Raw genomic sequence first — 21397 nt, forward strand, 5'->3', positions numbered from 1 at the left:
GTCACGTCCCCGTGGGCGGGACCTTCTGCTTCAGCTCGCGCGCCGGAATCCCCGCCACGGTGGTCCCCGGCGCCACGTCCTCCAGCACGATGGCGTTGGCGCCAACCTTCGCGCCGTCGCCAATCACCACCGGGCCCAGCACCTGCGCGCCCACGCCGATGTAGACGTCGCGGCCCACGCGGGGCACTCCGTCCACGCCGGGCAGGGGCTCCAGGCTCACGTTCTGGGAGATGAAGCTCTTCTCTCCAATCTCCACGCCCGGCGCGATGATGACGCCAATGCCTCCGTAGCCCAGCTCCACCGTGGGGTGCAGCACGGCCTTCGTGTCCACGTGGCTGTTGTGGAGGCGGTCGCCCACCGTGGCCACCATGGTCGCGAGCCTCGGGAGCGCCTGGAGCCGCTTCGCGGCCCGGTAGAACGTCAGCGCCGTCGGACCCATCTGCCCACCATCCTTTTCGCCACGGGGACCCAGCGGAACTTCGAGCGCTGCAACGCCTGCCCCATCCATGTGTCCCGGTAGATGAACAGCCAGTGGTGCTGCCGGACCTGCTCCGTCCACTCGCGCTTGTAGGGAGCGTCATCTCCCAACAAGTCCAGCTCGCCCAGGCCCCTTCCGATGCAGTCCTGGATCAGGTTCTCCGTCAGCAGGTGTCCCGGGCTCACCTCCGCCAGCGTCTCATCGTAGCCCGGCTTCATCGCCAGATAGCGGCCGGCGTATTCCAGCCCGTACTGGAACGCGATGGCCCGTCCGTCCAACCGCAGGAAATACAATCCCAACCAGCCGCGCTCCGCCGCCGTGCGCGCGAGCCCCGTGTAGAAGCCGCGCCGGTGCTCCGCCTGCGCGATGGCCGTGCCTTCCTGCGCCTTCCAGCCGCTCTGTTCCAGTGCGAAGGCCTCCTCCAGCTTCGACCCCAGGCCCTCCACTTCGGCCACACGCTCCACCTCCACGCGGCCCTTCTCCTCCAGGCGCCTGCGCCTTCTGCGCAGCGGCTTCGCGTTGCTCCGGCCCTTCGTCCACGCCGCCACCGTGGAAGGCAACACCAGGTAGGGCGAGCGCGCGCTCGGCCACGCGCCCCAGGGCATTCCCGCGCCCCTCGCCGCGTCGAGCAGCTCCCACGCCGCGCCGCCCTCGGGCACGTCCGACAGCCGGAGCACCTCCCAGCTCGGGTCGCCCATCAGATGCGACAGGAAGGCCACCGCGGCGCGCCGGGGCTCCTCCGCCACCAGGTCGAAGCGGCACGAGTGCTTGTTCGTCAGCGACGACAGCTGCCGCACCGGCACGCCGTACTGGTGGCCCTGCTCCTCCTGGAGCCCCAGCACCGCCACCAGCATGCCCAGCGCGTTCCTCGCGGTCAGGATGCGCAGGGCCGCGCCGGGCGCGAAGTTCTCAACCCAGCAGCGCACGAACTCGTGCCGGTGGAACACCTGGTCGTCCACGCGCTTCACCAGCGCGTTCCACTCCGCCTCCAAGGCATTGAAGGCCGCGAGGCTCCGGACCTCCTCCACGCACAGGGGCTCCACGCGCCCGCGCGTCAGGGGCTCCACCGCCTTGAGGCGGGGGCGGGAAGGGACGCGTTCCCCGAGCACCGCGTCCGTGATGGGACTCTCCTCCATGAACATCGCTCCTCGGGTCTCTGTCTCGGGAGGACTCAGGACAGCGGCTCGCCGGCGTCATCCGCCGCTTCGGGCCCCAGCACGTCCGGTCCCTGCTTCTTCAAGGGCTCGTCGCGCAGCAGCACGGGGCCCTCGATCTTCGTCAGCGCGTGGGTGTCCAGGGGGACGTGGTGCACCTGCACCGGGACCTTGGTGCCGGGGAGCTCCACCGTCGCCTTGAACACCGCCTCCGCGGGGGCCGGCATGACGGGCGTGGGCGCCTCCACCCCCGGCACCGGCGCCAGCTTCGGCTGCTTCTTGAGGCCGCGGAAGAGCCAGCCGCCCTTCTGGCGCTCGTACAGCTTGCGCGTCTCCACCGCCGCGCGCGCATGCGACACGCGGCCCGTCTCCAGGTCCTCCAGCAACATCTCGCTCAGCCGGCGGCGCGTCACGCTGTCCAGGTAGTCGAAGACCTTCTCCAGCTTGCGCACCACCACTTGCGTCGCGCCGCCCGCCGCGGTGTGCGTCAGCGCCGAAATCTTCAACTCGTGCCGCGCCCTCGAGCGCTCCGCCAGCTTGCGCAGCCGGTCCGCTTCATCCGGCGACGCGGCCCTGCTGACGAGCCCAGGCAGCACCGTGCGCGCCAGGCCCGCGTCCACGAAGCCCGAGTCGTCGAACGTCTCCAGCGACTCCAGCGCCCGCCGCCGCGCCTCCACCGACGTGCCCTCCAGCGCCTTCAGCGCCGTCGTCACCCGGTCCAGCGCCATCCAGCGGTACACCCAGTCCAGGCCCGTGCCCTTGATGTTCTGCGCGCCCATGATGCTCACCTGCATCCCGGGAGCCACCGCGCGAGCGCACGCGTCCACCACCTGGTCGCCCGTCGCCTGCGAGTCGGACACCGGCACCAGCTGCTCCAGCATCAGGGCCTTGTACGCGTCGCGGAACTTCGCGTGGAACGCCTTCACGCGCCCCTGCGCATCCGCTTCACCCCGGGGCAGCAGCGCCTTCAGCCGCGCGTGCACCGCCATGCGCGCCAGCAGGTACAGCGCGTGCTCGCGCACCTCGTCCCGCGTCGCGGCCGTCAGCACCTCGGGCAGCGCCTGCGGCAGCGCGCGCGTCGCCGGAGCCAGCGCCTCGTCGATGAGCGGGCCCACCTCGCGCTCCAGCGCGCGGCGCACCTTCTCCACGCCCACGTCGTCGTCTCCGCCCTCCAGCGCCTTCCCCACGGCCGCCGTCAGCGCCAGCGTGGCGGTCGCCTGGAGCCCCGCGCCGGCCGCGTACCGCTCGAGACGGTCCATGAACGTGGCAATCGTGGGACGCGGCACCTTCAGCTTCGCCAGCTCCTTCGCGAGCCGCGCCTCCGCGCGGGCCTGACCCTCGGGGCTCGCGACCTCCTCCGCCGCGACGACCTCCGTGCTCAGCAGGTGCCGGTCCAATGCGTCGCGCACGTACTTCTGCAGGCCCTCCAGGTTCGTGCCGATGAGCACGTGCCGGTCCGCGGGCGCGTCCTCCACCATGATGCGCGCGAACACCTCCGAGCGCGACACGCGGTCCCAGCGGTTGTTGATGACCGTGATGACCGCGCGCTCCGGGTTCGCGTCCGGATCCACGTCCCCCAGGCCCGTGCGGATCCAGTTGTTCATGAAGCCCGTGCGCTCGTTCGCCGAGTGCCCGTTGATGAACTGGAGCTGCCGCCCGCGCACCTTCGCTGGCGGGAAGACCTTCAGCACTCCGATTTCAGGCTGCACGTGCTCGGCCATCAGGGCCAGCGCGTACGGCCGCGACACGCCGAGCTGCTCCGCCAGCGTCGCCACCAGCGCCATGTTGCGCGGGTGCTCGCGGTAGGGGAACAGGGCGAGGAACTCCTCCGGAATCAGCTCCGCCTCCCACCACGCGCTGTGCAGCAGCGTGGTGTCCTTCTCCTTCGCCACCTGCTTGAAGAGGGGGAGGAAGTGGTCCTCCGTCGTCACCACCCGGCCGCCGTTGGGCATGAAGTTGGTGATGACGGACGCGACGTTGATGCCCGCGGGGCCCTGGATGTCCTCATGGTCCGGATAGGCGTTGGTCAGCGTGGCGAAGTCGTCCTTCATCCAGTCGTTCTGGAGCAGTTCGACGAAGTTCGGCTGGAGCGCCATGCACTCCCAGAGGAACACCTCCGTGCCCAGGCGCGCGCCCAGCTCCACCATGTCCTTCTGCTCCCAGATGGTGGCCTTGTCGTAGGGGCGGAAGATGAAGAACTCGGACGGCCCGGCGCCCGGGGCGCTGTGCACGAACATCGCCTCCGAGCCCGTCGTCTTCGCGAAGACCTCGAAGCCCATGCCGGAGAAGAGCGCCGCCTTCAGGCGCTCCGTGCCGGACTTGCCGCGCGTGCCCCAGCCGCCGATGACGAGCGGAATCTTCTCCCGGGACTTCCGCACGTTCTGGCGCTTCACGTACGTGTCGCCCAGGAAGACGGAGAAGAGCGCCGCGGTGAAGAGGCCCAGCGCCGCGATGCCGTTGCCTCCCATGCCCAGGAAGTAGCCCTCGTTCTCCATGATGCGCTCGGTGAGGAGCGCCAGGAACCCGCTCTGCAGACCCAGCAGCGCGGGCGTGTGCAGCGTGGACGCCGGCTTCGGCGCGGCCTCCGGCTCGTGGAAGAGCGTGGCGAGCGGAGCAGGGAGCTGCTTGTGCTGACCGTACGGCGTGAAGCGCACCTGGACGCCCAGCTCGCGCTCCACCTGCTCCACGAAGCGGCGGCGCTCGCGGGGCTCCTCGCCTCCCAGCGAGTCCAGCCGCAGCGACGCGAGCCGCCGGTAGTCCTTCGACACCTTCAGCCGGTTCGTCAGCCGGCGCAGGCGCGAGGCGGGCGGCACCAGCACCGTCTCGCCGTGGCTGCTGAACAGGTGCACCTTGCCGTCCTTCGACAGCGGCATGTCCAGCAGGTCGTCCACCGTGGGCAGGTGACGGCCCCAGCTGCCCTGGCTCGCCACGTGGACGCGCTCGCCGGGGACCAGCGTCTCCGTGACTTCATCCAGGTGGCCCGGGTGCGCGCGCAGCGTGCCGGACATCACCCGGCCGGTGGTGTGCAGGAACGCCTGGCGCTTGTTCGGCGCGGGGCGGCCCAGCTCGTGCCACATGCGCCACAGGCGGCGCTCCTGCCGGTCGCCGTGCCACAGCGTCAGCGTCGTGTCCGTGCGCTCCGCGTACAGGCCGTGCCCGTCCTGCGACAGGTCCGCGAGGATGGCGCCCAGCCACGCCGGGCCCTCCGGCATCGGCGGAAGGTTCTCCGGCGCCGGCTGGAGCGGGATGCGCGTGCGGCTGCCCGGGCGGAGCTTGGAGACGCGGTCCGCGAGGAACGCCGTCCACGCCTGGCGCACCGGGTCCTTCACCCGGCGCAGCACCTGCGCGGCGGCGGCGGCGGCCTCCACCACCGGCCCCGTGGCGCCCGGCTGCGTCGCCAGGGATTCCACCGCGTCCAGGAGCGCCGCGTGCGCGGGGCCCAGTCCGGCGGCCCCCAGCGCTTCCGCCAGCGCGGCGGCGCGCTCGCACGACACGCGCAGCACGAGCGGCGCGGTGTCACGGCCGAGCACGTCCACCAGCACCTGGAGGGCAGGGCCCTTCACCTTTGGAGCTGCGAGCGCGGCGTCCACCGCGGCCAGCACGGCGGAGGTGCGCACGCGCGGGCTCGGCTCCGACAGCGTCTGTCCCGCGACGGCCGGCACCTGCTCCAGGCCCGCCAGACGGCGCAGCAGCGGCTGTCCGTCCGGGCGCTGCGCGATGAGGGCGCACAGGCCCATGCGCACGTACTCGCTCGGGTCGTGGTGCGCGACCTCGGTGAGCAGCGGCATGCGGTGCTCTTCCGACAAGAGCGGCGCGCACTGCTCCAGCACCTGGCGGCGGAAGAGGAAGTCCTTCTCCGACGGGGCCTTCGCGCGCAGCCGCTGGCGCAGCAGGGCCAGGCCCGTGAGCGCGTCCACCGTGAGCAGCGCGCGCAGGGCCTCCGCCTGGAAGAACGGGCTCACGTCCTCCTGGCCCGCGAGGCTCGTCAGCGTGGGGCTCACCTCGGGCAGCGACGCGGCGACGCCCGGCACCGTCTGCGCGAGCTGCCGGAAGGCCTCCAGCGCGGCGGAGCGGTTCTGCGCCCGGGGCGCGTCCACGGCGCGGTCCAAGAGCTGCCTCGCCAGCGGCACGGCGGCGGGTCGCAGCTCCTGCGCGTGGGCCTGGCCCAGCACGCCCGTCAGCGCGCGGAGCGCCGTCTCTTCTTCGATCAGCAGCTTGTGGCGGCGCTTCTCCAGCCGCTCGCGCAGGGCGTCGAAGCCCATCCACCGGTCCAGGGCGCGCAGGTCCTCCTTGCGGTCCTTGCGGTCCTTCACCGTGGCCTGGATGTGCTCCACCAGCACCTGGCGGCGGGCGGCGTCATCCAGCGCCTCGTTGTGCTGACGGGTGAACTGGATGATCTCCGCGTGGACCGCGGCCAGCTCCGTCTCCAGGGCCTCCAGTGCGACGCCCAGCCACGGGGCCAGTCCCTCCAGGCCGGCGGGGCGGGGGCACGACTCCATGAGCCGCTGGGCCAGGACCTCGACCTGGGCCCCGCGCACGCGACGGTGCAGCGGGGGCAGGGCTTCCAGCAGTTGGGACTCGAGAGGTTCGTTCGCCAGGTGCATGTCGCGGCCAGAGCTATTCATTGCTTGAGAAACCTGCCCGGCCCCCCCAGGCCCGCGTTCGGATCACGACAGCTCAGGCACCCTCAAGGCTGCAAACGTCGTTCATCGAGCAGCTCCTCGAACTCCTCCTCGGTGGGCGTGACGTCCTGCAACCCACGTCCACCCGTCCAATCCCACCGCGCTCCGAGTGAAAACATGTTCTGCATCCCGTACGGGCCGGAGAGGAAGGCGCGGTCCTCCGCGAAGAGCATCAGCCGGCTGCCGCCCTTGCCCATCCACACGTTCCAGTCCAGCCGGCCCGACACGCGGTGGCGCAGGTACGCCGTGGCGCGGTGATCATCCTGGAAGCGCTGTGACGCGCCGTAGCCCAGCTCCACGCGCGTGCCCTGGAGCTTGCCGCCCAGCATCGCCGCCCAGCTGGCGTAGGCGCCCGCGTTGTCCACCGTGTAGAGGTTCGCGTTGCTCACGGCGGACATGCCCAGCGTGGCCACGTGGTCCTGGAAGGGCTGCCAGCGCAGCGACAGCCGGGGCGACAGGCGCCTCGGGTGGTCCTTGCCGTAGAGCCAGTAGACGTTCTGGTCGTAGCGCGTGGCGTCTGTCGCGCTGCCGCCCTGCATGGACTCCAGCGTCAGGCCCAGGCCGGGGATGAGGCCCACGTCCGGGGACAGGCGCACGTAGCGGTCCGCCGCCACGCGGCCCCGCGCGCTCCAGCGCAGCGCACCGTCGATGGTCTGCGAGAACACGGAGCCCTGCATGGACAGGCGCAGGTCGCCGGGCAGTTGATTCACATAGCCGGCCACGGTGCCGCCGAGCACCGCGGACTGATTCAGCGGGTAGCGCGCCTCGGGCGTGAAGCGCAGCCACGCGCGGCCCGGGGACAGCTCACGGCGCAGGGAGAGGCGGACCTCCAGGCCCGTCTGGAGCGGGCGGTTGAGCAGCTCGCCTTCCTGCACGTCCTCGCTGCGATAGCCCATCTCCGCGGACACCATGCCCAGGCCGCCGGAGCGCGCTTCGGGAGGCATGCCCTCCGGCAGCAGCGACAGTCCAGGCGGCAGCGCGGGCCAGGGCAGCGGCTCCAGGCCCGTGGTGCCCTGGGCCCATGACGGGGCCGCGAGCGCGCTCGGATCCGCGGCGACACCCAGTTGCACCTGCACCAGGGCTTCACCCGCGGGCGACTCCAGACTCACGCGGTGCGGCCCGCGCGAGGGCAGGAGCAGCCAGGTCTCGCCCATGCGGCCCAGCGGCTGGGACGCGCCCTGGAGGCCGGGGTCGGCGTCCTCGGGCAGGCCCAGGTGCATGAGCGGGCCTTCCTCCGCGCTGGAGCCGCCGGTGCCGTCACCCGAGGGCAGCGGCGTGCTGCGCAGGAGCAGCTCGCGGCCCGCGGTGGGGGCCAGGGCGGTGGCTCGCACGCGCAGGGCGGTGGGGCCCAGCACGGTCATCACCACCGGCGCGCCTGGACGGCTGCGCAGGAGGGAGAGGGGCTGCGGGGCGGCCACCACGCGGGCGTTGGCGCTGGCTTCCTCGGACTCCACGAAGCGCACCAGTCCGGTCTGCTGCGTGTCGGCGCGCGCCATCACCACCTCCACCTGGTGGCGGCCGGGGACGTCCAGGCGCGTGCCCAGGATGGCGGTCTCGCCCTCGGCGACCTGGAGCTCGCGCACCACGCGGCCGTCCACGCGGAGTGCGAACGCGCAGGTGCCGGTGGCGTCCACGCCCGGACGCGGGGTGGTGCCACAGAGGACCTCCGCGCCCAGGGGCCGGGGCTGCTTCACCACCAGGCTCATCACGCGCGAGGCCCCGGCGGGCAGCAGCTTCGCCTCGGACAGCTTCCACGGGGGCGCGAGCAGCGCCTTGCGCACGGACATGGCGACGTCCTCGTCATCCGTGCCGGCTTCCGACGTGGCGAGGAGCGAGCCCGCGGTCTCCTCCGCGTCGCGCAGGCCCTCCCAGCGCGTCCAGCGGCCCGCGGTGAAGCGCATGCGGCGGACATCCGGGTGATCCGCCCACGCCTGGAGCTGGCTCGCGAGCGCCGCGCCCAGGGGCGCACCGCCGTCCTTCCACGCCTGCGGCGAGTCCTGCAGCCGCTCCAACATGCCGAGCGCTTCCAGCCCCACCTGCGGCAGGCCCGTCTCGCGGTACAGCGCCGCCATGGCCAGCGCGCCCGCCGCGTCCTCACCGGAGGCCGACAGCAGCCGGGCACGGAGGTAGCGGCCCGCGAGGCTCTTGTCTCCCGACACCGCCGCGAGCGCCGCGTCCGTGTGGCCTTCGCGCGCCTGTGCACTGGTGGCCGCGAGCTTCGCGCCGTCCGTGTCCAGCGCCGGGAAGGCGGGGGACACCAGCGTGGGCTGGGTGATGGCCTGCGCGAAGCGCACCGTGCGCGGGGCCGTCTGCGACAGGCGGTCCATCAGCGCGAGCAGGCGCCGCTGCTGCTCCGGCGTCAGCTTCGCCTGCGCGTCCAGCAGCCGGCCCACGTCCGCGCGAGCGAAGCCGTCCTCCTGTAGCGACGACAGCAGCTCGGCGCGCGCGAGGCGCGGCTCCACGTCATCGGGCCCCGTGCGCAGCGCGCGGGAGAGCGCCTGGAGCGTCTCGTACGCCGTGCCCGCCTGCGGCTGCCGCGGCAGGGCAGGGGGCTCCTCGGGCGTGGCCACCTCCGCGCGGCGCACCGACAGCGAGACGGCGAGCTGTGCCTTCGGATCCTCGGGCTCGAACCACACCTCGCGCGCCTGCGCGGGCAGCGTCACCACCGCGGAGACCGGCGCGGACGACGTGCCCTTCGCGCCATCCAGCGCGACGTGGCGCGGGCTGGCGGCGCCAGGCATCAGCACCAGCCGGCGCGGATGGCCCACGTCCGTGTTCATCCGCACCACGAGCGGCTTGCCCGCGGTGGCGTTCAACGGACGCAGCTGCACGCGCACCGGCGAGGGCAGCTTCGCGTCCGGCACCCGGAAGCGCACCGCCTTCTTCTCCACCTTCACCGGCCACTGCGATCGCACGTAGCCCACTTCGCCCGGCGTCCCTTGCGCCTTCGCGGGCGCGAGCGACAGGAACGCGCGCGTGCCCTCCGCGCCCTCCAGCTTCAGCGCGTGCTCGCCCGGCGGCAGGGCAATCTCCACCGGCTCCACCGCCGACAGCGGCAGCAGCGGGAAGGCGTTGCTCCCCACGCGCAGCACCGGGTTCGCCTTCGCGCCCGGCGGCGTCATCACGTAGGCGCGCAGCAGGGTGGGGGCCTCGGCGAGCCCCGTGGCCTGCACGTGCGTGGTGCCGCCCGCGGCGAGCGGCCACAGCGCGCTGCCCGTCATCGACGCGTCGGCCTCCATGCCCTGGAGGTCCAGCCAGTGCGAGGCCTTCACTTCGGTCCCGTCATCGCGGGGCGCGGGCGTCACCTGCGACCAGCGGCTCGCGCGCCACCAGGCGGTGCGGTAGCCGCGGCGGATGTCCTCCGACAGCGGGTCCGCGCGCCACGCCAGCTCCAGCGCGGCCAGCTCGCGGCTGCGCAGCGGGTCGCCCAGCGGCAGGCGGGCCACCAGCTCCGACGCCTCGGCGGTGAGGAAGCCCGCGTCCGGCAGCGCGGGCGCGGTGCCCAGGAGCGCGTGCGCCACGTCCGGCCTGTTCGCGTCCAGGAGCGTCTTCGCGGTGAGCAGCCGCAGGTGCCACGCGAGCGGTGACGCATCCGCGCCCTTCAGCGCCTCCACCGCCACGTCCGTGTCGCCGTCACCCAGGGCCGCCATCACGGTCAGCAGCGGCGACAGGCCCTCCGTCTTGATGCGTCCGTAGGTGCCGCGCGCCAGGTCCGGCATCAGGGCCACCAGCCGCTGACGCAGCAGCGACGGACGGGCGGCGGGGTCCTTCTTCACCACCTCCCACGCCTTCTCCGCCAGCTCCGTCCAGTGCGTCTGGTGCGACAGCGCCTCGGACAGGGTGGGCCGGCGCGTGGCGACGCGCGCACGCATCAGCGGCGCGGGGCCCTTCCAGCTCACGCGGTAGTTGTGCTTGCCCGGAGGCAGCGCCACGCGCATCTCCTCCGCGATGCCCACGCGCTCACCCGACGCGAGCACCCGCGCGGTGCGCCCGTCCGGCAGCGCCGCGCCCTCGGCGGCCTCCGCCCACGCGGGCTGCGGCGTGAGCTGCGCCTGCGCGAGCACCCCGCCCACGCCGTACACCTCCACCGTCGGCGCCTCGGCGGGCGAGCCCTCGCCCAGCACGGCGCGCGCCTCCAGCGACAGCACGCCCGGGCCTTCCATCTCCAATGCCCAGACCGAGCCCTTCCCCTCGGGGCGGACCCAGGGCGCGTCCATTCCGTCCAGCACCACCTCGGTGCCGGTGGGACGCGGGCGCTCCACGCGCACGGCCCGGCCGTAGAGCGGTGACACCAGCGCCCACTCGCGCAGCGCGGAGGCCTTTCGCCAGTCGCGCACCGCGGTCCGGAAGGGCGAGGACTCGGGCTCGTCCTTCACGAGCTCCGCCTCCAGCGCCGCGTCCACGTCCAGCCGCGCTCGCGTGGCCGCGTCGAACGCCAGCACCGGGCGCGGCCCCTTGCCGTCCACCCACTTGAGGAGCGCGTCACGCATCCGCTCCTCGGTGCGCGCCGTGGACGTGTGCGTGGGCCGCTCCACCACGATGCGCGCGTTCTTCGTCGCCGTGACCCACCAGAGGCTGCCGGCGCCCATGGGCTCCGCCAGGTACCAGCGGCCCGGACGCTCCGGCACGCCCTCCTCCTCCACGCGCAGCTCGGGTGCTTCGCCGCCCTCCGACAGCGGCACGCGGGTGAAGCGCAGCGCCCCGGCGGGGCCGGTGACGCGCACCACGTCCAGCGGACCCAGCCACACGGCCGCGCCCTTCCGGGCCGTGACCTCCATCGCGCCCGTCACCTGCGGAGTGCCGCCAGGCACGTAGGGCGCGTGGCCCCGGAGGTCCTCCAGCGCGACGGGTCCCCGGAGGGCGCGCGGCTGCCACGCCATGCCCTCCTCGCTGCGGGCGATGACGGACGGCTGGGAGACGGCGGGCTGCGCGATGACGGGCAGCGCCGCGAGCGCTCCCACGAGCAGGGTGTAACGGGCGCGGCGTCGAACAGGAAACATCGGCGCTCAGTCCTCCAAGGGTGCGAACAGAATCTGGGCCAGCCGGTCCAGCCGCGCCGGGGCCGCCAGCGCTTTGCGCGTACGGGATGACATTTCCAGGTGCAGGAAGCGGGCTTGCGGATACGACTGGAGCAGACGGGCCTGCGCGTTCTGTGTCCCGCCGAGCACCTGCACGCCGTCCGGGAACAGCTTCACTCCAGGGCCGAGCGCCTCCTCCAGCGGTGTGGCCACCTTCCGGGCCCACCTCCCGGGCCTGCGCGTCCCGTCGCTCACCACCGCCGCCAGCTTCTCCGTGCGGCCCTTCTGGACCTTGGACTCGCCGAAGCCGTGCAGCTGCACCACGTGCGGCGCGACGAGCTTTCGCGCGGCCAGGTCCGTCACGGTCTGGAAGAGGTGCTCCGGGTTGTGCGCGACGTCCGCGGCGTGCTCCGGATCCTCGGGTGTCTCACCGGGCGTGCCCTTGTAGCGGTGCGCGGTGGCGGTCATGAACAGGCGCGGCGCGCGGCCCTCGGGCGGGCAGACGAAGAGGGCGGCGCCGATGTCCTCCGTCCCGATGTCGAAGTAGGGGTGCGGCACCTGTACGACGTCGTTCGTCGCTTCGCCGGTGCGGATCACATACGCGCCCGCGCCGTGGTAGCCGTCCGGCCGCTCCCGCAGCACCCAGAAGGTGTCGCGCGGCGTGGTCCACGTCTCCAGGAAGAAGCCCACGGACGCGGCCACGTTCGTCAGCTCCGGGGGCACGTCCTTCTGCTTCGGCGCGGCGGCCAGCAGAGCAGGGATGAGCTTCGAGAACGCGGTCCGCTCCTCCAGCGTCGTGGGATGGAACGTCACGGCGTCCGCGCGGGGCCACAGCCCGGAGAAGCGCGCGTCCACGCGGCACCCCGGCTGCTCGGGCACGTTCACGGATGGATCCTCCTGGGGCACGCGCTCCGGAGCAGGCCGCGTGGCCGCCTTCGCGCGCATCTCACCCGGCGCAGTCGCGGCGCTCGGGGCCGGCTGGGCCCAGGCGCTCACACCCGCGCCCAGCACGGATACGACTCCCGCGGCCACGAGCGGGCGCCACGACCCGGTCTTCCCGGGGAACCTCACAACAGGTCCTCGTCCGGCTGCCAGCCGCCGCGGTTCCACATGCGCGGCGCGGTGTTCTCCACCGCCTGGCCGAACATGAAGAACCGCGCCCACATGGGCCCGCTGCCCAGCGGCTGGATGCGCACGGTGTGCACGCCCGGCGCGATGTCCTCGCCCAGCGTCACCGGCACGGTGCGCGCGTACCACTTCACGCCCGGGCGGCCCACCGGCATGGCCGGCTCGCGCTCGGAGGCGGGCAGCACCACCGTGCGCTCGGCGCGCGTGACGTGCGGCACCAGCACGCTGGCGCGGCGCACGGGGTTGCCGCCGTCCACCGTCACGGACAGCTGGGGCTCGGTCGCGCCCTCCGCCACCGGCGTGTAGACGACCACGTTGAGGGTGACGGCGCCGGGCCCCGTCTTGCGCACCGGCACGCGCAGGCCGCCCTGGCCCACCGGATACACCGTGCGCGAGCGCAGCCCGCTGCCCGCCGCCGGAGGCCGGTTGAGCAGCGCCGTCAGCCCCGGCGCCGTGGAGCGCAGCAGCACTTCATGCTCACCCGGCGGCAGCGGCGGCAGCAGCTCCCGCGCCCGCGTGGAGCGCACGGTGAAGCGGTGCAGGGGCTCGCCGTCGAGCAGCACCTCCACCTCGTTGCCCAGCGCCGCCGCGTCCTTCAGCGACAGGCGCACCTCCGGACGGGTGGGCGTGCGCGCATCGAAGCGCGCCCGCACCGCGCGGCCCGGCTCCAGCACCGTGGACAGCGCCCTCACCCTGTCCACCGTGTCCGCCGGTCCGGACTCCAGCACCTCCACCACCGGGGGCGTGCCATACGGGCGCACCACCACCGCGTCACCCGAGGGCGGAGGCGTCTCCTCCTGGGGACCCACGGGCTCCAGGCGCACCTGGCTGAGCAGCTCCATCCGCGCGCCGCCCTGCATCAGCGCGGTCAGGTTCGCCGGGCGCATCGGGTGCCACGTGCGTTGATCCACGGGCGCGTTGCGCCAGCGCACGCCGGTGAGCGCGTCGTTCGTGTACGGCGCGGACGCCGCGACAGGCTGACCGCTGGACAGGAAGCTGTAGAGCTGCACGATGGTCGTGCGCGGCGCCTCCACGCGCAGCTTGCGCGCCCCCATCGGCAGGAACACCCGAGCGCTCGTCGCACCCGACACCCACGCCGGCAGGTCCGTCACTTCGCCAGAGCCCGCGGAGCCCGCGTCCTGGGCCGCCGTCGCCACGGGCGTGCAGGGCAGCGCGCCGCCCGGCAGCGGCACCAGCGCCGCGCTCTCGAATGGCGCGGGCTCCGGCGTCGCGTCCAGCGAAGCCTGTCCCAGGGACTGGCCCTGGGCATCCATCACCGTGAGGTTCAGGCGCAGCGGCTCGCGCGAGGGCGCGCGGTCCAGCGAGCGCGCGTCGATGCGCACCAGCCGCCCCACCGCGTCCATGCGCGGATCGATGTCCAGCTCCAGCACCGGGCACGCCGGGCCGGTGGCGAACGCCTCCGTGCGGCGCGTGTCCGGCAGGAAGGCCACGCGGCCCTCCGACGCGACGCCCGGCTGGGGGCGCGACTCGGTGGGCAGGAGCCACGACTCGAACGGCCCCTCCACCGTGTAGCGCAGGTCCTCCTGGCCGTCGTTGCGCACCATCACCGTGTGCACGCCCGCCGGCAGCTCCAGCGGATGCGACATGGGCGAACCCGCCACGGGGCCCGGCAGCTCCAGCGTGTGCGCCGTGCCGTCCGCGGACAGCGTCTGCACCGTCACCGGTCCGTGCGGTTGGGGATGCGCGTCCGTCGCGTCGCTCCACAGCCACAGCACCGGCTTCGAGGGCCCGGTGACGTTGAGGGCTACGGCGCGGCCGGCGCCCAGGCGCTCCTGCACGGACTCGGTGGCCTCCACCAGCGGCAGCCGGTAGGGCGTGCGGTAGACGGGTTCAATCTGGTAGTCGGTGCCCGCCTCGCCCTCCGCGTTGAGGCGCTCCCAGTGCTCCTCGGCGAGCCATCGGCGCGTGTCGGTGGAGAGCTTCTCGAAGGGCTCGAAGGTGGCACGCCCGGCGCGCACCTCCGCGCGGGCCTGGGCCAGCTTCTGCGACGCGAGCAGCGGCAGCGTGCGGTGCGCGCGGACATAGACGCGCGCCAGCAGCGTGTCCTTCGCGCCCGCGGCCCGCAGGTAGAGCACGGAGTAGTCCGGGCGCTCCTTGGGCAGGCGCAGCACGAACTCGCGCTCGTCCGTCACCTGTTGATTCGCGTGCGTGGTGAAGGCGCTCTCCTGCAGGAACGTGCCGTCTTCCTGCGGCTGGCCCTTGCTCTGGCGCGTGCGCGTGAAGATGGCGCGCTCCAGCAGGACGCCGTCCGGCCCGCGCAGGATGGCCTTGAGGCCGTACTGGTACTGCTTCTCCGGCGCGTAGGGCGTGCCGTCCGGGAGCAGCTCGTGCGTGACGATGAGCAGCTCCTCGGCCTCCGCGGGGACGCGCACGCGCATCTCCCGGCCCGGCTCCAGGCGGTAGAAGATGAGGCGCTCGGCGTTGACGAACTTCGCGTCGCGCCGCGCGGTGGGCGTGTCGGTGTTGCCCAGCACGGCGAGGCTCGCGCCCCAGATGAGGGCCAGGCCCACCATCAGTCCAAGGAGCGCCACGAGTGCGCGGCTGCGGGTCTTCATCGACGGGCCTCTTCGCGGGAGACTTCCCCGGTCAGCACCACCGGACGGCGGTGCCGCAGCGCCAGGTCCACCGTGCTCGCGAGCTCCGCGTCACCCGCGGTCAGCTCCGCGCGCTTCGCCGGCGACGGGTGCTGCTGAAGGAAATAGACGGCGCGCAGCACCTGCTTGCCCTGCCGCGCTTCCACCAGGAGGAAGGGCAGGCCGTACTCGGCGCTGAAGCCGGACTTCACCTGACGCGTCACATGGCCCACGCGCTTCGTCTGCGCCAGCGCGCGGAGGTCATGCACGTTCTGCTGCGCGACGTAGCGCTCCGCGCTGGCGGTCAGCTCCGCGAAGTGCTCCTTCAGCGCGGCGGACACCGGCTGCGTCGGCGCCACCAGCCGGTCCGCCAGCAGCGCGCGCTCGGGAGACTCGCGCGGCTCCTCGGGCAAGAGGCCCGTGATGGCCAGCTCCTCCGCCACGAGCCGCGGGCTCACGAAGGCGCCGCGCAGCGGCTCGGACAGCCACAGCGTGGCCAGCCGCGCCCCGCCGAAGGTGCGGGAGAAGACCTGCTGCGGGCTCGCGTCGTTGAGGCCCGTCAGCTCCGGAGAGCCGTCGTGGTAGCGCACGCGCTGCCCCAGCCAGCCCAGCGGGCCCTCCTGTGACAACAGCCGCTCCAGCTCCGCGGGCCGCTGCGCTTCGGTGAGCACCGGGCTGCCCACGTCCACCAGCACGTCCGCTTCCACGGAGGGCCGGCCGGAGAAGCCGCGCAGGTGCAGCACCCAGCCCTGCTCCCTCGGCAGCGCGCGGTGCACCGCCTGGTGGAAGGCCTGGAAGCTCGTGCGCAGCTCACCGAAGGTGGCGGGGTGGGGCACGTCACCGGACGCGGTGGCGAACACCAGCGCGGTGGAGCGCGACTCGTGCCACAGCTCCGCGGCCACCGGCAGGGTGCCCGCCTCGCGGGCCGGCGACGGCACCTCCAGCGCGAGCGGCGAGCCGCCCGGACGCACCATCAGCCCCGCGCCCAGCCGGCCCGGCGTGGCCTCCGCGTCCGTCACCCACCAGCATCCGGTGGCCGCGCCCGCGCACTCCGTCACCGGGTGCACCCGCAGGCCCATCAGCGCCGCCATGGCCCCGGCCCAGCGCGCGCGCAGCTCCTTCGGCACGTCCGCCGTCCCACCGCCCAACAGCGGCGAGGCCACCTGCTGCTCCAGCACCAGCAGCTCCGCGTCCGACGGCCGCACCGCCGGCACGCGCGCCACCTCCGGCGTCACCATCAGCGTGCCCAGCGCGTCGCGCTCCGTCATCGGCGCGGCCAGCGCCTGGGCGTGCGCAATCACCAGCGAGGCCAGGTCGAAGGCGCCCGCGCGCAGCACGCTCACGCGCGACTCGCCCCAGTTGCCGCCGGGCTCGGGCGGAGGATGGGCGGTCACCGTCGCGCCCGGCCACAGCAGGTCCAGGCCCTGGGGCGCCTTGCCGTCCGGCGTGTGCAGCACCACCTGGCCCGGCTTCAGCGACGGATCCACGCGCAGCTGGACCCGCTCCCGCGAGGACAGCGCGTCGTGCGCGTGGCGCAGCGGCGTCTCCGACTGCGCCAGCGCGTCGCCCAGCACCAGCCCCGCGCGGCGGGAATCCACGCCGCTCACGATGACGGCGCGGCAGCTCACGCGCTCGCACAGGAGCGCGGCGGCCTCGGCGCTCGGCGCCTCCGTCAGGGGACGCGGCACCTCCAGCACCGGCCCCTGCGCGCCGGGGACGAGCAGCGACGTGTCCCAGCCCGCCTTGCCGGCGCCCGCCACGCGCTCCACCAGCGCGAAGCGCGCGGGCACGCCGTCCTGCTTCGGCAACTCGCGAAGCTCCAACCCCAGCGCCACCGCCTTCGTGCGCAGCGCGTTCAGGCTCTCCGCGCGGCCCGACTCCAGCCACGCGTCCAAGCCGTTCCACAGCCCGCTGTACTCACGCAGGTCGCCGTGCTTCAGCCGCAGCGACTGCCCGCCCACGTCGCTCTCGCGCGCGGTGGCGCGGCCCAGCACCATCAGGCCCAGCGGGGACTGGTCCAGGCCCAGCCCGGGCACCTGCTCGTGCGGTGCCTCCGCGGTGAGCGCGGTGGCCGGACGCGGCTCGATGAGCGACAGCCCGAAGCCCGCGAGGCTGCCGATGAGGAAGCCCGCCAGCGACGTGTGCAGCGTGGGCAGCAGCACGCGGGCAATCACCTGCTTCTGCAGCATCTTCACCGCCAGCAGCGTGGGCACCAGGTAGCCGAAGCCAAAGAGGTCCGTGACCTTCAGGCCTGGAATCCGGCCGCCCATGGCCCAGCCGATGCCCCACTTCACGAGGAAGCCCAGGCAGAAGACGAGCACCGTCTTGCGCGGGCCCTCCAGGTTGAGCGTGCGCAGCCCCGGCACGGACAGCACCGCCTTCGCGGCCGCGACCAGCAGCAGCACCTCCGCCAGCGTGGCCGCGAGCTTCAACGGCTCCAGCCACGTGAGCGCCAGCAGCGCGGGCACGAGGATGCCGTTGAAGTCCCAGCCGTACTTGAGGTTGAAGCGCGCGGCGAGGAACGCCGTCGTCAGCAGGATGATGTAGGCCTTGGGGCTGGACAGGAAGTCCTGCGCCACGTCCTCGTACATCAGCTCCAGGCTGGAGAAGGACAGGTTGGTGCCGGGCAGCAGCACGAAGCGGAGGATGACGTACGTGAGCGCCACCGGCACCGCCACCTGCCACAGCCCGCGGCGCAGCTTCAGCTTCCAGAAGGCGTTCGCGGTGAGCGGCACCAGCACCAGGCCGATGCTGTGCAGGCTGCGGTCGACGATGAAGGACGTGCCCCACCGCTCGTCCATCCAGTGCCCCAGCACGGGCAAAAGCCACGTCTCACTGACGGCGCGCACCACCACGCTGGCGAGCACCACGGCGAAGAAGCGGTCGCGGCCGAAGAACTCACTCCAGGCCCCCGTGCGGGACAGTCCGCTGGAGAACGCCAGCGCCAGGCCGTACGTGAGCAGCGACTCGGCGACGACGGTGCAACCCGCCTCCGGGTGGATGACGAACACCGAGGCCAGGTAGCCGGGAACCACGAGGCCCACGAAGACCCACCCGAGCGTCTCCGTCAGGAGTGCCAGGATGAGCACGCCCACGAGCACCGCCACCAGGATGGAGGTGTCGAGGGAGTAGGCCGGAAAGAGTGTCAGGGTCGAGAGGAGCGCCATGGTGGCCGCTCGAATCTAGGGAGGCTGCCGGACCCGACCAGGGTTGCCCCTCTCGGTGGCTGAGAAGCGTCGGCTGTCGAACCGAAGATTCGGGCCTCCAGTGTCACTGAATGCCCAGCCGCGGACACTGGCCTCGGACCCGTGGACGGATCAGCCCACCTGCTTCACGTGACGCGAAGCCGCTTGGCACGGCACGTGCGGACGTCTCCCGCGTGACACTTCACGGGCAGTCCTGCGCGACCAGGGCCGGGCAGTCCAGGCCGGAGCCGCCGAGCGTGCAGGGCACGGTGTCCGCGAGCGCCTGGATGACGGCCTTGGACGACGCGCCGGTGCCGCGCAGCGTGGCGGACTGCTCCAGGTGGACGAAGCGGTCCGAGGCGGCGGCGGCCTCCGTGTAGCAGGCGTCAGCGGCGCCATTGTCGATGCGGCCCTGCACGTTGCTGGTGCCGCACAGGGTGCGGTGCTTGCCCGAGTCATCCGGCGCATTGCAGGAGAAGGCCTTCTTGGTGCCCACCAGGTGGGAGTTGAGCGCGTCGCGCAGGCGGTTGGAGAGCGCGCCCGGCCGCGGGGCGCTGGTGCCGTCGCTCACCACGGCGGCCTCGGGGCCGTCGCCCGCGTCCATGCCGTGGATGCTGGCGGCGATGGCGTCCGGGTACGTGTCGCGCAGCGCGCGGTGCGCGGCGGTGAAGAAGTTGTTGCCGTAGTGCGCGACGTCGGAGATGCGCAGGCCCTTCGTGCCGCACACGCTGGTGGTGCCGCTGCACGGGCTGGCGGTGGTGACTGCGCAGCGGTGGCTGCCGGTGATCAGCAGCGCGCGAGCGCCCAGCGTCACCAGCTGCGTGGCCGTCTGACGCAGCGTGCCCTCATCAGAGTCCGCGTGCGGCGCCTCCAGCCACAGGTCGCGCGCTGGGAACAGGTTGATGATGAAGGTGCCGCTGCCGCGCGACAGCAGCCCCTGCTCGCGCACCACCAGCCACCCGCCGCCCGTGTCGTTGCGGAAGGTGGACACGCCGTAGCCCATCCCCGCCAGGTCCTGCATCACCCGCGGCGTGGGACCTTCGGTGAGCAGCGTGCGGAACGCGCCCTCGAACGCGGCGAGCTCCGTGCCGCCCGGCTCCTTGAAGCCGCCGCTGTTGGCCGCGGCGATGGGCGCCGTCTGGAGCCACGACGTCAGGTTGCCCGTCAGGGTGGACAGCGCGCTGAGCGGCGAACACACGCTCGCCGTGGGGGCAGGCGCGCTGACGACCGGCGCCTCGGCCGTGGGCGTCCCGGTCGTGGGCTCCGCGGCGCCTCCAGGCGTCCCGGTCGTGGGCGTCTGGCTCACGTCCTCCACGGGCGCGGTGGGCGAAGCAGGCGTCCCCACGACGGTCCCGGGTTCACGGGTGGCCGGGCTCTCCGCCACGGCGTCGCTCGGTCCGGCGACGGCATTGCCGCAAGCGGCTGCGAGGAGCAGGAGGCAGGACAAGGCTGCGCGCAGGGGGGGCAAGGACATGGTCCTGTCCCGAACAGCACGCCCTGCGCATGCATTCGCATCCCGTCAATCCGGGATGACAGCCGGAGCGGGGCTCGCTTGCCCGTCCGCCCCATGTCACCCGCCCGCTCAGGGCAGGGTCCGCAGCAGGCCCTCCGCGTCGGGTGCGCCCCAGCCGGTGGGGATGTCCCAGCCCGGCCCGGCTTCGTACTGACGGTCGGTGACGCCCACGGTGATGTCGCGGAACGTCTGCTGCACCGCGGGCAGCGTGTAGAGCTGCGAGTTGAGCCAGCCCACCCGCGGCTTCTGCGCGTCCGCGCGCGCGCCGTTCACCACCGTCATGATCCCCGCGAAGATGGGCGAGGAGAACGACGTGCCGGTGTTGGGCGTGGTGACGCCCAGCCACGTGTACCAGTAGCCGGTGTCCGCGTTCAGCGCGACGTCCACCACCGCGCGCCTGGCGGGCATCGGGAAGAGGCCCTTCTGCCACTCCGGCGTGGCGAAGGTGCGGGTGATGCCAGAGCCCGAGTAGTACCAGGCCGTCTCACCCGTCACCGTCATGCCGTTCATCTTCAACTGCGTGCCGCCCACGGCGGTGACGTAGGGGCTGTTGCCCGGGACGTCCACGCCCGCGGAGTCGCCGCTCGCCGCGGCGACGGTGATGCCCAGCGCGGCGGCCATGGTGCTGGCGTGGCTGTAGGCCTCATGCACCGCCTTGGGTTCGGAGTCCTCACGGTGGGCGAAGGACGTGGTGATGACGCTCACCTCGCCCCGGCCAATGGCCTCGTTGTAGGTGTAGAGCATGGACGTGTTGCGCGCGTCCGGCCCCATGTAGACGAGCACCTCCGCCTTGGGCGCCATCGCCGCGGCCCACTCCACGTCCAGCGTGCCCTCGCGGTAGCGCGTGACGGGCGGCTCCATGGTCTGGATGACCTTGGGGTCCTCGCGCTCGATGCCCCACATCTTCCAGAAGGCGCGCAGGTCCTTCCAACGGAAGCTGGCGCCAATCACCACGCCCAGCTTCATGCCCTGGCCCTGGTAGCCCCGCTGATAGAGCGAGTCCACGTTGTACGCGCGCGCCACCTGCTGGGGCGTGAGGCCCCGGCTGACGGGGTTGGGCGGCTCCGTGGACGGCTGGCCGAACTCGCCGGGCAGCGTGCCCGTCTCCGCCGGCAGGTCCAGCGCGACGACGGCGTGGATGCGCTGCTGCACGAACGTGGGGGCCTTGACGGACTCCACGAGGCCATAGACGTCGTGTGGATCATTTCCGCCCTGGGGCGACTTGCGCTCCAGCACGCGCAGCGTGACGCCGAACGCCTTGTTGAACTGGGCCACCGTGCCCACGAACTGCACCAGCAGCCGGTTGGTGGCGACGTAGGGCACCTGCATGCCCTCGGACTTCAGCCAGTCCGTGACGACGGTGACGTCCTTCTCCAGCGGGGCGTGCTTCGCCATCCACTCGGCCGGCGTCATGTACTGGCGGAAGCGGGATCCTCCCGGCTTGTAGATGTCCGCGATGCGCTCCTCGAGCGCGGCCGGGTCGCGGATGGGGAAGGACACGAGCCCGCGGATGAGGTCCGTCACCGGCGCCTCGCCCTTGTCCGTGTAGACGCCCGGCAGGGGGCCCGGGACGCCGTCCGTCGTCGGGATGGGCGTGGGATCCAACACCTCCGCCTCCGGGTCGGGCGGCGGCGGGTCCACCACC

General features: G+C 73.0%; 9 protein-coding genes. All 9 read right to left on the reverse strand.

Translation table 11 applies throughout. The features are described from left to right. Position 1 precedes the first annotated feature (1 nt). Complete coding sequence (locus tag D7W82_RS19700) at positions 2–439, reverse strand: serine O-acetyltransferase (protein WP_120619821.1); 438 nt, start codon at positions 437–439, stop codon at positions 2–4. Continuing rightward, on the reverse strand, positions 421–1614 hold the full coding sequence (locus D7W82_RS19705) for a GNAT family N-acetyltransferase (protein WP_171425132.1): 1194 nt from the start codon (positions 1612–1614) through the stop codon (positions 421–423). The genes D7W82_RS19700 and D7W82_RS19705 overlap by 19 nt, the downstream gene beginning before the upstream one ends. A 35-nt stretch (positions 1615–1649) precedes the next feature. Next, positions 1650–6257, reverse strand: coding sequence for a hypothetical protein (locus D7W82_RS40560; protein WP_158617696.1), 4608 nt, complete (start codon positions 6255–6257; stop codon positions 1650–1652). A 62-nt stretch (positions 6258–6319) separates the two neighbouring features. Then, positions 6320–11314, reverse strand: coding sequence for a hypothetical protein (locus D7W82_RS19715; protein ID WP_120619822.1), 4995 nt, complete (start codon positions 11312–11314; stop codon positions 6320–6322). Positions 11315–11320: 6 nt separating this feature from the next. Continuing rightward, positions 11321–12343, reverse strand: coding sequence for a hypothetical protein (locus D7W82_RS19720; protein WP_147439397.1), 1023 nt, complete (start codon positions 12341–12343; stop codon positions 11321–11323). Between the two features lie 56 nt (positions 12344–12399). Continuing rightward, positions 12400–15036, reverse strand: coding sequence for a hypothetical protein (locus D7W82_RS19725; RefSeq protein WP_120619824.1), 2637 nt, complete (start codon positions 15034–15036; stop codon positions 12400–12402). Beyond that, positions 15033–18221, reverse strand: a complete 3189-nt coding sequence (locus tag D7W82_RS19730; protein ID WP_120619825.1) for a poly-gamma-glutamate biosynthesis protein PgsC/CapC — start codon at positions 18219–18221, stop codon at positions 15033–15035. The genes D7W82_RS19725 and D7W82_RS19730 overlap by 4 nt, the downstream gene beginning before the upstream one ends. 220 nt (positions 18222–18441) lie before the next feature. After that, positions 18442–19713, reverse strand: coding sequence for a hypothetical protein (locus D7W82_RS19735; protein ID WP_147439398.1), 1272 nt, complete (start codon positions 19711–19713; stop codon positions 18442–18444). Positions 19714–19821: 108 nt separating this feature from the next. Next, the coding region (locus D7W82_RS19740; protein ID WP_304988734.1) for a S53 family serine peptidase at positions 19822–21397 on the reverse strand (1576 nt) is incomplete at its 5' end.

It is taken from the genome of Corallococcus sp. CA049B (assembly GCF_003611685.1).
GTDB classification, from domain to species: Bacteria; Myxococcota; Myxococcia; order Myxococcales; family Myxococcaceae; genus Corallococcus; species Corallococcus coralloides.